Source organism: Oceanobacillus sp. FSL H7-0719, assembly GCF_045040795.1.
Classification (GTDB): Bacteria; Bacillota; Bacilli; order Bacillales; family Amphibacillaceae; genus Oceanobacillus.
Map to the genome: position 1 here is coordinate 2851855 of NZ_CP150301.1, position 15709 is coordinate 2867563.

Consider the following 15709-nt stretch of genomic DNA (forward strand, 5'->3'; position numbering starts at 1 on the left):
AGGGTTATTTCATGGCATCTAATTATGCAGATGGATCGTTAAAAGTATTCACACTAAATTCAAATCCCGCACTTGCGGAGGATATTGCAAAGCACATTGGGATTGAGCTGGGAAAATGCACAGTATCGAGATTTAGTGATGGAGAGGTACAAATTAATATTGAGGAGAGTATTCGCGGCAGTGATGTTTATGTTGTTCAATCAACATGTGCACCAGTTAATGATCATGTCATGGAATTATTGATAATGATTGATGCACTAAAACGAGCTTCTGCTAAATCCATAAATATTGTGATGCCATATTATGGTTATGCAAGACAAGACAGAAAAGCTCGCTCACGTGAACCGATTGCTGCGAAGCTTATTGCTGATTTATTAGAAACAGCTGGTGCAACACGGGTTATCACACTTGATTTACATGCACCACAGATCCAGGGCTTCTTTAATATTCCGATTGACCATCTGCAAGGTGTGCCAATTCTATCTGATTACTTTGAGAAGAAAGACCTGCAAGACATTATTGTCGTATCTCCGGATCATGGCGGTGTAACAAGAGCTAGAAAATTAGCTGATCGCTTAAAAACACCAATCGGTATTATCGATAAGCGGAGACCGCGCCCGAACGTCGCAGAGATTATGAATATCATTGGTAATGTTGAAGGAAAAACAGCGATTTTAATTGATGATATTATTGATACAGGCGGTACAATTACTCTGGCAGCAGACGCATTAATTGAAAATGGCGCTACAGAAGTGTATGCTTGTTGTACACACCCTGTTTTATCCGGCCCAGCAATTGAGCGAATTAACAATTCACAAATTAAAGAATTGGTTATTACGAATTCAATACCGCTTCCAGAAGAGAAAAAGATTGATAAAATTACAGCTTTATCTGTTGCCCCACTAATAGGAGAAGCAATTATTCGTGTCCATGAACTGCAATCCGTAAGTATTTTATTTGATTAAGGTTTCAACTTTTTTTAAAAGGGTAAACTGTTCTATTATCAGATTTCCATGCAAGAGCTTTATAGTAACTACCTGTTTTACTTGATTATTTTCTTGTGTTTTTGTTTCAATTCCTTGTAAGAAATTAAGAAATAATGATGAAAGTTAACGTTAGATCTAGCGAGACAATCAAAATTAAGATTAATTTGGAGGATGATGAACATGGCAGTAAAATTAACAGCAGCAAAGAGAGATGATCTTACAAGTTCAAAAATTAAGGAACTTAGAGACAGTGGACAAGTTCCAGCAATTGTTTATGGTAAAGATAAAGAAACGAAAAGCGTGGCGGTAGAGAGCATCGCATTACTAAAGACAGTTCGCGATGAAGGAAGAAACGCAATTATTACCCTTGATATTGAAGGAGATTCTTCTGTTGATGTAATGCTTCAGGATTATCAAATGGATCCAATTAAGGATTCTTTAGTTCACGTTGACTTCTACATTGTAGATATGTCTGAAGAGAGAGAAGTTTCTATTCCAGTGCACATTGAAGGAGATGCTGTGGGAGTCAGAGATGGCGGTATCGTACAGCAGCCGCTTTACGAAGTGCTTATAACTGTAAAACCAGCTGATATTCCAGATCAAATTACAGTTAATGTTACAGAACTTGCAATTGGTGATGTTATTTCCATCGCCGACTTGCCTAAATCAGACAAATATGAATTTGTAGATGAAGCAGATACTGTTATTGTATCCGTGGTGCCACCAGCTGCAGAAGAGCCAGAGACTTCAGTGGACGAAACGGCTGAGCCTGAGCTAGTTGGCAAGAAGGATGAAGCAGACGCTCAGTAATTTTATTTCAAGAATGAATAAATAAGATAAACAAAACCCTCCTCATACGCAGAACAATGTACTTTGCTCAGAGGAGGGCTTGTTTAATCTCATCGAATTCCTCAATAAAAGGTTTTCTTAAAAAATATGATGTAAGGAAGAAATATCATGAAATGTATTATAGGATTAGGCAATCCTGGAAAGAAGTATGCAAAAACACGACATAATATTGGTTTTATGGTCGTGAATGACTTGCTTGATCGCCATCAATGGAAGTTAAATAAAAATAAATTCAATGGTGACTATGCAATGGAACTTTTTGAAGGCGAAAAAGTGATTCTGCTTCAGCCACAGACCTTTATGAATTTATCTGGTCAGTCTGTGCGCCCTTTGCTGGACTATTATAATATTGAATTAGAAGACATTCTTGTAATATATGATGATCTTGATTTGCCTGCTGGAAAAGTCCGCTTGCGTGCAAAAGGTGGACATGGAGGCCATAATGGCATGCGTTCCTTAATTGACCATCTAGGCACAAAGGAATTCAATCGGATTCGCTTTGGTGTAGGCAGACCTACAAATCCAGTGCCAGTAGTAGATTATGTTTTAGGGGATTTTGCAAAAGGAGAGCAGCAAACAATAAATGACAGCATTGAAAAGGCTGCAGATGCATGTGAAGAATGGCTGAAAGGGATGCCATTTTTAGAAGTAATGAATCAATATAATAACTAATATCTGAAGACTGCTGTATAAAGAAAGCTGAATCGGACAAACTTAGTATGATACGTATTAAGTTGATTCGAGGAGGTAATATTTGTGACACTTGTCTATCAATGCAGGCATTGCAGTCAGTTGATTGGCAGACTCGAAGGAGAAATGGTCAAGCCTTCTCTTTTGGGGATTGATCAATTAACAAAAAGAGAAAAAAGAGAAATGATGGAGTATAACTCAAATGGTGAGTGGACAATTTTTGCGATTTGTGATTGCTGTGAAGAGACATTCATGCATCATCCGCATTATCATGAACTCGATTATTTCATACAATAAAATAATCATTTTTAAGAATGTTCGAAAGGCCTGTAAAACGATAACGTGAACTGCTATTTTATTTCAGGCTCCTTATGAACACGCAGCTTTAGCTTTGGTGAAAAACCAAAGCATTTTTGCGCTTAATTTTGGAAATAGGTAAGAGGGGTATAACATGAACGGAATAAATGCGTTTTTACAATCAAAGGAGGATATCCAATCCATTATTAGCGGGATATCTAACGGAATGAAGGAACAGCTTGTCGCAGGGCTTTCAGGTTCTGCTAGAAGCATGCTTGTTTCTGTTATTAATGAATCAACGAATCGGCCTGTACTTTTAGTTACCCATCAGCTGATTCAAGCACAGCAGTTATATGATGATTTATCGGAGATGGCTGATGAGGATCAGGTGCATCTGTATCCAGTGAACGAATTGATTGCATCAGAGATAGCAACCTCGAGTCCGGAACTGAGAAGCCAGCGAATCGAGGCTTTATCGGCATGGTCTGAGAATAAGTCGGGAATATTGATTGCCCCAATTGCAGCATTAAAGCGTATGCTGCCTCAGCCGCATTATTGGGCTAAATATCAGCTTAAATTTACTGAGGGAGAAGAGATTGATTTAGAAAGCTATCTTTCTTCTTTAGTAGAGATGGGGTATGAGCATGCATCAATGGTAACGAGACCAGGAGAGTTTAGTCGGCGTGGCGGAATTATTGATATTTACCCATTAACAGAGAAACACCCTGTCCGGATTGAATTATTCGATGTGGAAATTGATTCCATTCGTTATTTTGATGCAGATACGCAGCGCTCATTGGAGCGGGTCAATCAAATTATAATTGGTCCCGGTACAGAACTGCTGCTAACACAGGAAGATATCCTATCCGCATCTGAGCGAATAGAGAAAGCTTTGGCAGAAAGTTTAAAGAATAAAACATCGAAAGAGGCGAAAGAAGAGCTTCTTGAAACGATAGAATATGATATTAGTCGTCTGAAGGGCATGGAAAGATTTCAGGAGATGTATAAATACATTGGATTTTTATATGAAAACCCTGCAAGTTTACTAGATTATCTTTCGGATGATGGATTGATTGTTCTTGAGGAAATGGGCCGGATTCAGGAGACGGCAGCAAACTTAGATACAGAGGAAGCTGAATGGTACAGTAACCTGCTGGAAGCGAATAAAATGGTTAAAGGAAGCCGCTTTTCTTTTGATTGGCATACCATTTTAGAGAAAATGAACCAACAGCGGATTTATATGTCTGTATTTTTACGTCATATACCGAATACACAGCCAGAAAATATTATTAACCTTTCTTCTCGAGCAATGCAAGAGTTTCATGGCCAGATGCATCTGTTTAAGAATGAATTACAGCGCTGGGAAAAGGGTGGATTTTCTGTTTTAATTCTTGCAGAAAACGAAAAAAGAGCGGAAAAGGTTTATTCTATTTTATCTGATTATCAGATTGAATCTGCTGTTGCGAAGCAGCTGGAACTTCCAGTTACGAAGCCGACGATTACTATTGGCAATTTAACAAATGGAATCGAATTGCCAATGCATAAACTAGTCATTATTACAGAAAGTGAACTATTTAAAAAGCAGACAAAACGAAAACGAAAACCACAGAAAATCTCAAATGCGGAGCGGATAAAGAGTTACCAAGAATTAAATATTGGTGACTATGTAGTACATGCAAACCATGGTGTTGGAAGATATTTAGGTATCGAAACACTTGAGATGAACGGGATGCATAATGATTATATGCTGATCAGATATTCTGGCGATGATAAGTTATTTGTGCCAATTGATCAGATAGATCTTGTGCAAAAGTTTGTTGGGTCAGAAAGTAAGGAGCCGAAGCTTTATAAGTTAGGTGGCTCAGAATGGGCAAAAGTAAAGCGCCGTGTACAATCTTCAGTGGAAGATATTGCGGACGACTTAATTAAATTATATGCAGAACGTGAGGCTCGAAAAGGCTATGCATTTTCACCTGACTCTGAGATGCAGCGCGAATTTGAGGCATCATTTCCATATCAGGAGACGGACGATCAACTTCGCTGTATTTCGGAAATTAAATCAGATATGGAGAGAGAGCGGCCGATGGACCGTTTGCTATGCGGGGATGTAGGTTATGGAAAAACAGAAGTAGCAATTCGAGCTGCCTTTAAAGCAATTGCAGATGGTAAACAAGTTGCTTTTCTAGTGCCAACAACCATATTAGCTCAACAGCATTACGAGACAATCCGCGAACGTTTCCAAGATCATGCGATCAATATAGGCTTATTAAGCAGATTCCGTACACGCAAACAGCAAACGGATACGATTAATGGTCTCAGAAAGGGAACCATTGATATTGTGATTGGCACACATCGTGTATTATCAAAAGATGTGCGCTATCATGACTTAGGCTTGCTTATTGTTGATGAAGAGCAGCGTTTTGGAGTAAAACATAAAGAAAAAGTTAAGCAATTAAAAACGAATGTAGATGTGCTCACACTAACAGCAACACCTATCCCAAGAACATTGCATATGTCGATGCTTGGTGTACGAGACCTTTCTGTTCTTGAAACACCGCCGGAAAATCGCTTCCCAATCCAAACATATGTGATGGAATATAATCCGATTCTTGTACGTGAAGCAATTGAAAGAGAGATGGCAAGGGGAGGTCAGGTATTTTTCCTATATAATCGGGTAGATAATATTGATAAAATTGCTCGAGACCTCGGGATGCTTGTGGATGGTGCCCGAATTGCAGTTGCACATGGACAAATGAATGAATCGGAGCTGGAAAATGTCATTCTTGGCTTTTTAGAAGGAGAGTTTGATGTTTTAGTCAGCACAACGATTATTGAAACAGGCGTTGATATTCCCAATGTGAATACATTAATTGTAAATGATGCTGACCGTATGGGACTCAGCCAGCTGTACCAGCTTCGCGGTCGTGTCGGTCGTTCTAATCGTGTAGCATATGCCTACTTTACTTATAAACAAGAGAAGATCCTTAGTGAAGTTGCAGAAAAGAGATTACAAGCCATTAAGGAGTTTACTGAACTTGGTTCAGGATTTAAAATTGCAATGCGTGATTTATCCATTCGTGGTGCAGGTAATTTACTGGGGTCACAGCAGCATGGCTTTATCGATTCCGTTGGTTATGACCTCTATTCGAAAATGTTAAAAGATGCGATTGATGCGCGAAAGGATGGCAAGGAACTGGAGGATATTACGCCATTTGAACCAGAGATATCCTTGAAGATTGATGCGTATATCCCTGAGGATTATATTGCTGATGAGAAACAGAAAATTGATGTCTACAAGATGTTCCAGACGATTGAATCGGATACAGATATTACTGAACTGCAGGATGAGCTGATTGACCGTTTTGGTGATTATCCTGAGGAAGTAGAGAACTTATTTATTGTTTCTAAATTGAGGCTGCAGGGACGTAGAGAGAGAGTAGAATCGATTACAGAAAAGCCGAAGAAACTTGAACTTTTAATTGAAGATAACCGCAGCAAGGGAATAGATGGTTCGAAATTATTCGAAGAGGCGAATGCATTTGGCCGCAATATCCAGCTCGGAACGGAAAATACGAAACTGAAAATAGTTATCACATGGAATAATGAAACGAAGCATCAGCGCTTTGATATGGCAGAATCATTTATGAAAAAATTAGCAAATGTGGATCGCAGTGCATAATCTTTGAACAGGAATGTATATTTCTCCCAAGTTGCCTCATACTAAAACTAACACTGGTGATAATTACCTGAAACATATAGTGAATAAAAGTGTGTTTAGACACGCTCTAAATTGTAATTTTCATTGGAAAGTGAGGCAATAGGAATGAAAGCAACAGGGATTGTACGAAGAATTGATGATTTAGGAAGAGTAGTTATTCCTAAAGAAATTAGAAGAACATTGCGGATTCGAGAAGGGGATCCCCTTGAAATTTTTGTTGACCGGGATGGCGAGGTTATTTTGAAAAAGTATTCACCAATTAGTGAACTCGGCCATTTTGCACAAGAATATGCAGAGTCTTTATTTGATTCATTAAAAACACCAGTGCTTATTTGTGATCGTGATGACATTATTGCGGTTGCAGGTGAGTCAAAAAAGGATTACTTAAATAAAATGATAGGCGCTGACGTGACGAAAGCAATTGAGAATCGTTCACAGCTGTTAAAAACAGAAAAGGAAACGATTGAGATTCTGCAAGGGAAAGAAACAGCACTCGACTCGTACTGCCTCCAACCAATTATCGCTAATGGAGATCCAATCGGCTGTGTACTGCTTTTCTCACAAGAAGGACATAAGTTTACTGAAGTCGAACAAAAGGTGAGTGAAACTGCAGCGGTATTTTTAGGCAAACAAATGGAATAGTTATTTTAAATGATAAAAGAAAAGACAAAAGCCAGCATTGGCTTTTGTCTTTTTGCAGTGTGCCAGGTACGGAATTATCTAGGTGGTGAATTGCTGTGGGGTTCACATTGCCAGCGACTAGAGAAGTGAAGTGCTAAGTACTTATCTCGAAGGTAAGGGCTGAAGGAATGCTGACTCTGCAGCAAGATTGCTCAGGTTGTCCGTGGCTAACAGGAGGATTCTGTCTTTGTATGTATGGTATAATATATAAAAATTATCAGTGTGTAAAAGGTTGTTGGTGACGTTGGGAAATGAATCAAGGAGCTTAGTAAAGGGTGCTTTTCTATTAACATTGGCTGGTTTAATCAGCAAGGTGCTGAGTGCGGGTTACCGGGTTCCATTACAGAATTTAACTGGTGATATTGGCTTTTATATTTATCAGCAGGTTTATCCGCTGCTTGGGATGGCACTTGTACTTGCTTTATATGGATTTCCATCTGCAATATCAAAATTAACGGCAGAGTCGAAGGCTGCTGGGAAAAACCTCACTTTAAAAAGCTTTTACATGCCAGTCTTTATTATTTTATTTTTAATCATGGGTGTACTTGCTAGCTTGTTATTTATGAATGCAGAAATGCTAGCGGCTTGGGTTGGGGATGCAGGACTTATAAGGTCATATCAATTGGCTGCTCTTAGTCTGCTTATTATTCCCTTCACAGCAATCTTGCGTGGAGTCTTTCAGGGGAAATACCTGATGAAACCAACGGCATATTCACAAATTGGGGAACAGCTTGTACGTGTCGTATTCATTATACTTGTTGCCATCAGCGTGAGTGCCTCCGGTGGCAGCCTTTATCACATTGGTGAAGGGGCGGCCGTTGCGAGTTTAATTGGAGGTCTCGCAGCTTTAGTAATATTGCTTTTATTTATTCGGAAAAATAAACTGCCGCATGCAATAGAACAATTTATTCCCTGGAAATATTACCTGCGGACAATAGTGCTGCTTGGTTTAGTTGCTTCACTTAATCATATGGTTTTATTATTGCTTCAATTTGCTGATGCCTTTACTTTAATTCCAGCATTAATGGAATATGGATTGGCAAAAACAGAAGCAATGGAAGCAAAAGGTGTGCTGGACCGCGGTCAGCCGCTCATTCAGCTTGGTACAGTTTTAGGCTCCTCTTTTGCACTTGCAATGATTCCTTCTATCTCAGCAAAAAGATTAAGGGAAGATGAGGTGCAATTCTATCAAAATATCCGCAGCAGCTTGGCAATCGGCTTATATTTAGCTGTTGGTGCTACAGCAGGATTGATTGCTATTATGCCTGAAGCAAATTTATTACTCTTTCAAGATGATAAAGGTACACTGGATTTGCAGATACTTGTACTTGCAATTTTACTGAGTTCTGTTGCAATAACAGCATCAACTATCCTGCAGGGGATGGGTTTTATTAAGCGAACTGCGCTGTTCATCCTGATCACTCTGTTATTGAAGTGGATTGGCAATCTGCTGCTCGTGCCGCTGTTTGGAATAACCGGTGGAGCTTTAGCAACGGTGTTAAGCTTATTTGGCTTATTTTTATTAGTTATGCTTGAACTAAAACGAAAACTGCCAAACTTAAAGGTAATGAGACAAGTTAATTGGCTCACACTTCTATTCGCTGTTTGTGGTATGTTAGCTTTTATTTATTTAATTGACTTATTTATCCCAGATAGTCTATCACGGACGGGTGCGTTCGTTTATGTATTGTTTACTGCAGGCACAGGTGCTTGTATTTATTTAATCATTCTATTCCGCGGACGGGCCTTCACCGCGAAGGAAATAAGCATGCTGCCGTTTTCAGAGCTGTGGATGCGTATATATAAGGAGAGAAAGTGATATGAGTAAGATTGAAATACTTGGGCTTGGTGCAGGAGATATAAATCAGCTTCCGCTTGGCATTTACCGTAAATTGATTGATGCGAAAAAAGTTATTTATACACGCACATTAGATCATCCAGTAATTGAAACCTTGCAAAAAGAAGGAGTAGTCTTCTCTTCGTTTGATGCAATGTATGAAGCAGAGGATGGGTTTTCAGCAGTTTATCATAATATTGCGCAATTTTTACTGGAAAAGGCGGGACAGGAGGAGATTATTTATACTGTTCCTGGACACCCGATGCTAGCAGAGAAAACAGTTCAGCTGCTGATAGAACAGGATGAAATAACAATAGAAATTATCGGAGGGCAAAGTTATTTAGATGCCTTGTTTGCTTCGTTAAAAATTGACCCGATTGATGGTTTCCAATTTGTTGATGGAACGAGCTTTGAACGTCGGCAATTAAATTACGAACAACATTTGGTATTTTGCCAGGTTTATGACCGTTTCATTGCTTCTGAGGTAAAGCTGACATTGCTTGAGGATTTACCTCCAGAATATGAGGTAGTTCTTATTGAAGCTGCAGGGACAGAAGATGAGAGGCTTACCCGGCTGCCGCTTGAAGAGTTGGATCATTCTGTAGAGGTTAATAATTTAACGAGTCTGTATGTACCGCCAGTCTCGCATAGCCAGTTAAATCATACATTCTCACGGATTGTTGAAGTTATGCGAACACTTCGGGGTCCAGGCGGCTGTCCCTGGGATCAGGCACAAACGCATGAATCTCTTAGAGAGCATACGATTGAAGAGGTTTATGAATTAATTGATGCAATTGATAATGAAGATGATGATAACATTATCGAGGAACTCGGCGACTTATTAATGCATATTGTTCTTCATAGTCAAATTGGTGAAGATGCAGGCTACTTCACAATTGATGATGTAATCCATTCCATAACAAATAAAATGATTCATCGTCATCCCCATGTTTTTGGAAACGCAGATGTTGATTCCATTGAGGAAGTGGTGACAAATTGGGATACATTGAAACAAGAGGAAAAAGGCAAAGCAAGAGATTCTGTTTTAGATGGCATTCCGAAGCATTTACCTGCACTTGCAAAAGCCTATAAATTGCAGCGCAAAGCTGCTAAAGTTGGATTTGATTGGACAGAGGTGGCAGATATCTGGCAAAAGCTTGAAGAAGAGATTGCAGAGGTTAAAGAAGCAATTACAAGTAGAGACATTGCAGATATTGAAGATGAATTTGGGGATGTCTTATTTGTAGTTGCAAACCTGATAAGATTTTATAAAATAAATCCAGAAGTGGCTTTAAATGGAGCCAACAATAAATTTACTTCAAGATTCACCTTCATTGAGGAAACATTAAAGAAGTCGGGGAAAAGATTTGAGGAAAGCACACTAGAAGAAATGGATTATTATTGGAATCAGGCAAAGGAAAGAGAGGGAGAAGCATGAGGTTAGATAAGTTTTTAAAAGTGTCTCGGCTAATTAAGCGCCGGACCTTAGCTAAGGAAGTAGCAGATCAAGGGAGAATTATGATTAACGGCAATTCTGCAAAGGCATCGGCAACAGTCAATCCAGGGGATACGATGACAATTCAATTTGGACAAAAGCGGGTTACAGTTAAAGTAAATGATACACGTGAAACAGTGAAAAAAGATGAAGCAGAAACGCTATATACCGTATTGAAAGAAGAAAAAATCTGATAACACAGACACGAAATAAGTTCTATACTTGTCCCTCCTCTCATAAAATTAGATTGAGAAGGAGGGTTTTTCTATGAATGAATATAGTAATTTTCCAAGCAGTAATCGTGTAGAAATGGATCACCAGGTAAAATTAAATAACCGTAAAAGTCTTGAAATAAGCGGTGTAAAAGAAGTTGACAGCTTTGACAATGAAGAATTTCTTCTTGAAACAGTGCAGGGATATATGATTATTCGCGGTCAGAATCTGCAATTAAAAAACCTTGATGTCGGATCTGGTAATGTGACAATTAAAGGCAGGATATATGAGCTTTCCTATATTGATGAAACACAAGGGGAGAAAGCTAAAGGGTTCTTTAGTAAGTTATTCAGATGACGCTTTCCGTCCAATTTATAACAATAGCTGTGATGACGTTGAGCGGAATTTATCTGGGTATGGTGCATGACATGTTCCGTCGTTTTGCGATTCATTGGAAAAGGAGAAAATTGGTAAGTTACGTGCTGGAAATCAGTTTTTGGATGCTGCAGGCATGTATTATTTTCTATGTATTATTTCAGACAAATGGTGGAGAGTTACGAGTCTATATTTTTCTAGCAGGTTTACTCGGTTACTCAGCCTACCAGGCTTTATTAAAGACCATTTACATGCGTGTGCTGGAAAGGGCGATCTATATTGGTTGGCAGATTTTTCAGTTTTTTGAAAGATTGTTCTTCCTTTTCCTATTCACTCCTGTGAAATGGCTTTTCCTTTTATGTGCGACAATCGTGCTATTTCTGCTGCAAACCACTTTTAAAATAATCTTCTTTTTATTAAAGATCATCTTTTTCCCTTTAATTTTACTGGGAAGATGGTTCTATCCATTGCTGCCAAAAAATATTATTAAATTTTTACACAAATTTGTGGGAGTTTATAGTACAATAAAGCATATATCTCAAAAATGGTTGAAGTATATGACGTTTAAAAGGAGGTAACGTAATTGTCCGCAAAGAAAAAGACTGTAACGAGATTGGATTCGAATTATGTACAGCAGTATGATGCCTACATAGTAAGACAGAAAAGAAAAAAACAGCGCCTAATTCGTCGTCTTGTATTGTTTGCGATTGTGACAGCGTTGGTGATCGGTGGTATGGCTGCATATCATATGAATCAGCGAATATTACATGCCGAGAAAACGGAACAATACGAACAACTGGAGCAAGAGCTAGCTGATTTGAAGAAGGAAGAATCCAGACTTCAGGAAGAAATTGAGTTATTGAACGATGAGAACTATGTTCTAGACATTGCAAGGACGAATTATTTCCTCACTAAAAAAGGAGAATTAATTTTTAAACTCCCTGATGAGGACCCGTCTTATTGACACTTTTCATGAACATCCATATACTATAGTATAGAGAAGTTATATTTAATCTTTTAAGGAGGAGCATTTTTTTTATGTCAATCGAAGTAGGCAGCAAGCTGCAAGGGAAGGTAACAGGAATCACTAATTTTGGGGCATTTGTTGAGCTCGAGAAAGGGAAAACAGGTCTAGTCCATATTAGTGAAGTTGCTGATAACTATGTCAAAGACATTAATGAGCACTTAAGCGTTGGTGATACAGTAGAGGTAAAAGTCATTAATGTTGAGAAAGATGGTAAAATTGGTCTTTCTATAAAGAAAGCAAAGGAAAAACCAGTTCGCCAAAAGAGTCCAAGAGAACGTACCGAGAATTTCGAAGCGAAAATGAGCCGTTTTCTTAAAGACTCGGAAGACCGTTTAGCTTCACTTAAAAAGCATACTGAGTCAAAACGTGGAGGTCGAGGTGCTAAACGCGGCTAATGTTTGCTGTCTAATAAAATAATAATGCTCTAATCATAGAGAACAGCAGAATGTCATTCTAAAATGATATTCTGCTGTTTTGCATTATGCAAATCCTTCCAACTTGAATAATCCAACTCTCTTTACCCAATAAAAAATTAATATCATAAATAGACTGACGATAACTTTATTAATCTGGGATTTAAAATAAGCTATAAGTTTAGTGGTGTTTGACTAGGTGAATAAGAAAAAAGGCATAAAAAAATCCGACAGCAAAATTGCTATCGGATTTTTTAAGTATAGCGGCGGAGGGGATCGAACCCACGACCTCACGGGTATGAACCGTACGCTCTCGCCAGCTGAGCTACGCCGCCAAAACAGTCAACGAAATATATAATACAACAGGAATCGCAATGTGTCAATAGATAATTTCAGGAATCAGCAATTATTCGTCAAACAATCTTATAAATTTATAAAATTCCATTCTATAAAAAGCCAGTAAAGCCTATTGCTAACGCAAACTTTGAGGGGGAAGCATACAAGTGTTCTTGTAGAAAACTGCTTACTTTTCAGAATACCGTCGAACGATTTATTGGACGACCTCTGAAAATCTGACAACAAAAAAAGGAATAATGTGGTTTACTTGTCAGAAAAGAATGGAGTGATGTGCATGATAGAGTCCGTAGAATCATCGGGATATGTAGTAAGGAGAAAGAAAACCTTCAAAGAGAGAGGTGATATATGGAAAGTCAGGACAAAACAACTTTTTATTGACCGTGGCCTGCTGTTTGTATTATTGGGCTTTTTGCTGGGGAGAGCAGTCATACTTTCTGTAGTCTCACCCTTTGCGTTCGCTTTCCTCGCTAGTATTTGGCTGATTCAGCGCAAAAAGTTGGCACTTTCCATGCTGGCAGTTTTAGCCGGGGCTTGGAGCTATTCACTACATCATATTATCTTCATTGGGCTAGCAGCTCTAGTATTTATTGTGTTTTCAGCATTTGCTAAATATATTAGAAAAGAAAAACTGGTGATGCCATTTGTTGTTGCGTTCGCTACATTTCTTCCACGCATTTTTCTTTATTCGATAAATGGGACAATTACCTCCTATGAGTGGCTGCTGATTGTCGTGGAAAGTGTACTGGGTGCTGTTCTTGTACTTATCTTTATGCAAAGTATTCCACTAATATCACCCAAACGATATAAACCAGTGTTAAAAAATGAAGAAATTGTCTGCATGATTATCCTGATTGCCTCCATCTTAACCGGTACCATTGGCTGGGAGGTTTACGGGGCATCGATGGAACAGGTTTTTTCCCGCTACTTTGTTCTTGTATTTGCCTTTGTTGGTGGTCCGGCTATTGGTTCAACTGTTGGTGTAGTTGCAGGGTTAATCCTGTCACTTGCAAATGTCGCCAATTTATATCAAATGAGTCTTCTCGCATTTTCGGGGCTGCTAGGCGGCTTGCTAAAGGAAGGAAATAAAATTGGTGTGGGAGCGGGACTGCTGGTCGGTACCTTTCTCATCACAATTTATGGTGATAGTGTCACTTTAGCAGGTTCATTAACGGAATCTCTGATAGCAATATTTCTTTTTATCCTAACTCCTGCAAGCTGGTTTTCCAATATCTCTCGCTATATACCTGGGACAGAGGAGCACACGAAGGAACAGCAGCAATACTTACAGAAAGTGCGTGATGTTACAGCGAAAAGAGTGAAACAATTCTCTAGTGTATTTGATGCATTAGCAAGAAGCTTTACTGGGAAAGAATACGATTCGGCTGATCTTTTAGAAGAAAAACGAGATACAGATCAATTCTTAAGTCAAGTAACCGAAAGGACTTGCCAATCCTGCTTTATGAAAGATCGTTGTTGGCAAAAGGAATTTGATAAGACCTATTCACTGATGGAGGAAATGAAGGAAGACTTTGCTGAGGATAATCAGCCGAATCGTAAGCTGGTTCGGGAATTTGAAAATCATTGTGTCAAATCGAAACAGGTTGCCGAGGTGATGAAGGAAGAGATGACCTACTTTATGGCAAATCGCCGATTGCGACGACAAGTGCTGGAAAGCAAACGACTTGTAGCAGATCAATTATTTGGAGTATCAGAAGTAATGGATGATTTTGCGAATGAAATCTTGAAAGAGCGGGAGCATCATGAAATACAGGAAAAACAGATTATGGAGGCATTAACCAGGCTGGGAATTGAACTGGAAAAACTAGATATCTATCAACTGGATAAAGGAAATGTTGATATTGAGATGACACTGTCAATCTATGATTACCATGGAGAGGGAGAAAAGCTGATTGCTCCAGTATTATCTGATATTTTAGGAGAGATGATTATAGTTAAAGAAGAGGAAATTTCACCGTTTCCTAATGGATACAGTTATTTAGCATTTGGTTCAGCGAAGGAATTTATCGTGGAGACTGGAGCAGCAAATGCTGCAAAGGGCGGCGGGTTTATTTCTGGGGACAGCTTTCGAACGATGGAGCTTGGCGAGGGGAAATATGCGATGGCGATTAGCGATGGAATGGGGAATGGGAAGAGAGCAAGAGAGGAAAGTGAGGAGACTTTAAGACTGCTCCAGCAGATTCTTCAAATTGGCATCCCTGAAAAGGTTGCAATTAAATCAATTAATTCTATTCTCGCTTTAAGAACAACAGATGAGATGTTTGCCACCCTTGATTTAGCAGTAATTGACCTAAATCATGCGATGGTGAAGTTTTTGAAGGTGAGTGCTGCACCAAGTTTTGTCAAACGAGGAAATGAAGTCATTAAAATCGAAGCTAGTAATCTCCCTATGGGAATTATTCATGATGTTGAGGTGGATATAGTCAGTGACCAGCTTATTTCTGGCGATATTCTCGTTATGATCAGTGATGGCATTTTTGATGGTCCAAAGCATGTAGAGAATACCGAGCTTTGGGTAAAGCGAAAACTAAAGGAAATGACAACAGATGATCCGCAAGAGATTGCTGATTTATTGCTAGAGGAAGTGATTCGTACCAAGTCAGGTGATATTGATGATGATATGACCGTTCTTGTTGCAAAGGTAAATAAAAACCAGCCGAAATGGGCATCGATTCCGATTTATCCAAATAAGGCGCTGGGTTAAGGTATATCGGGACTCGTTTCTGGTGAAGCTAGTACAACTAGGAACGGGA

Annotated in this window: 14 protein-coding genes and 1 tRNA gene; 14 read left to right on the forward strand and 1 reads right to left on the reverse strand. The window is 38.9% G+C overall.

The window, feature by feature from the left end; translation table 11 throughout:
- Positions 1–11 precede the first annotated feature (11 nt).
- The 13 genes from NST93_RS14510 (at position 12) to NST93_RS14570 (ending at position 12563) form a co-directional block, all read left to right on the forward strand.
- Positions 12–965, forward strand: coding sequence for a ribose-phosphate diphosphokinase (locus NST93_RS14510; protein ID WP_405098245.1), 954 nt, complete (start codon positions 12–14; stop codon positions 963–965).
- Between the two features lie 201 nt (positions 966–1166).
- On the forward strand, positions 1167–1796 hold the full coding sequence (locus tag NST93_RS14515; protein ID WP_405098247.1) for a 50S ribosomal protein L25/general stress protein Ctc: 630 nt from the start codon (positions 1167–1169) through the stop codon (positions 1794–1796).
- A gap of 147 nt (positions 1797–1943) precedes the next feature.
- Positions 1944–2507 carry an aminoacyl-tRNA hydrolase gene (gene pth, locus NST93_RS14520; protein WP_405098249.1) on the forward strand — a complete coding sequence of 188 codons (564 nt, stop codon included), beginning with the start codon at positions 1944–1946 and terminating at the stop codon, positions 2505–2507.
- Positions 2508–2591: 84 nt separating this feature from the next.
- On the forward strand, positions 2592–2822 hold the full coding sequence (locus NST93_RS14525) for an anti-sigma-F factor Fin (protein WP_405098251.1): 231 nt from the start codon (positions 2592–2594) through the stop codon (positions 2820–2822).
- A gap of 154 nt (positions 2823–2976) precedes the next feature.
- Positions 2977–6501: a transcription-repair coupling factor gene (gene mfd / locus NST93_RS14530; protein ID WP_405098253.1), complete on the forward strand. Its 3525-nt coding sequence runs from the start codon at positions 2977–2979 to the stop codon at positions 6499–6501.
- Positions 6502–6645: 144 nt separating this feature from the next.
- The gene (gene spoVT, locus NST93_RS14535; protein ID WP_405098255.1) at positions 6646–7182 is read left to right on the forward strand and encodes a stage V sporulation protein T; all 537 of its coding nucleotides are present in this window, start codon (positions 6646–6648) and stop codon (positions 7180–7182) included.
- Positions 7183–7465: 283 nt separating this feature from the next.
- The gene (locus NST93_RS14540; protein ID WP_405098257.1) at positions 7466–9040 is read left to right on the forward strand and encodes an oligosaccharide flippase family protein; all 1575 of its coding nucleotides are present in this window, start codon (positions 7466–7468) and stop codon (positions 9038–9040) included.
- Between the two features lies 1 nt (position 9041).
- Complete coding sequence (gene mazG, locus NST93_RS14545; RefSeq protein WP_405098259.1) at positions 9042–10496, forward strand: nucleoside triphosphate pyrophosphohydrolase; 1455 nt, start codon at positions 9042–9044, stop codon at positions 10494–10496.
- Complete coding sequence (locus tag NST93_RS14550) at positions 10493–10747, forward strand: RNA-binding S4 domain-containing protein (protein ID WP_405098261.1); 255 nt, start codon at positions 10493–10495, stop codon at positions 10745–10747. The genes mazG and NST93_RS14550 overlap by 4 nt, the downstream gene beginning before the upstream one ends.
- Positions 10748–10820: 73 nt before the next feature.
- On the forward strand, positions 10821–11123 hold the full coding sequence (gene yabP, locus NST93_RS14555) for a sporulation protein YabP (protein WP_405098263.1): 303 nt from the start codon (positions 10821–10823) through the stop codon (positions 11121–11123).
- Positions 11120–11719, forward strand: a complete 600-nt coding sequence (yabQ, locus tag NST93_RS14560) for a spore cortex biosynthesis protein YabQ (RefSeq protein WP_405098265.1) — start codon at positions 11120–11122, stop codon at positions 11717–11719. Before yabP ends, yabQ begins: the two co-directional genes overlap by 4 nt.
- A 5-nt stretch (positions 11720–11724) precedes the next feature.
- On the forward strand, positions 11725–12105 hold the full coding sequence (locus tag NST93_RS14565; RefSeq protein ID WP_405098267.1) for a septum formation initiator family protein: 381 nt from the start codon (positions 11725–11727) through the stop codon (positions 12103–12105).
- A gap of 74 nt (positions 12106–12179) precedes the next feature.
- Complete coding sequence (locus tag NST93_RS14570; RefSeq protein ID WP_405098269.1) at positions 12180–12563, forward strand: S1 domain-containing RNA-binding protein; 384 nt, start codon at positions 12180–12182, stop codon at positions 12561–12563.
- 279 nt (positions 12564–12842) lie between these two features.
- On the opposite strand, the gene NST93_RS14575 is transcribed toward NST93_RS14570, so the two are convergent.
- Positions 12843–12916: transfer RNA gene (locus tag NST93_RS14575), tRNA-Met, on the reverse strand.
- A gap of 290 nt (positions 12917–13206) precedes the next feature.
- On the opposite strand from NST93_RS14575, the gene spoIIE reads away from it, so the two are divergent.
- Positions 13207–15660, forward strand: a complete 2454-nt coding sequence (gene spoIIE / locus NST93_RS14580; RefSeq protein WP_405103906.1) for a stage II sporulation protein E — start codon at positions 13207–13209, stop codon at positions 15658–15660.
- Positions 15661–15709 lie beyond the last annotated feature (49 nt).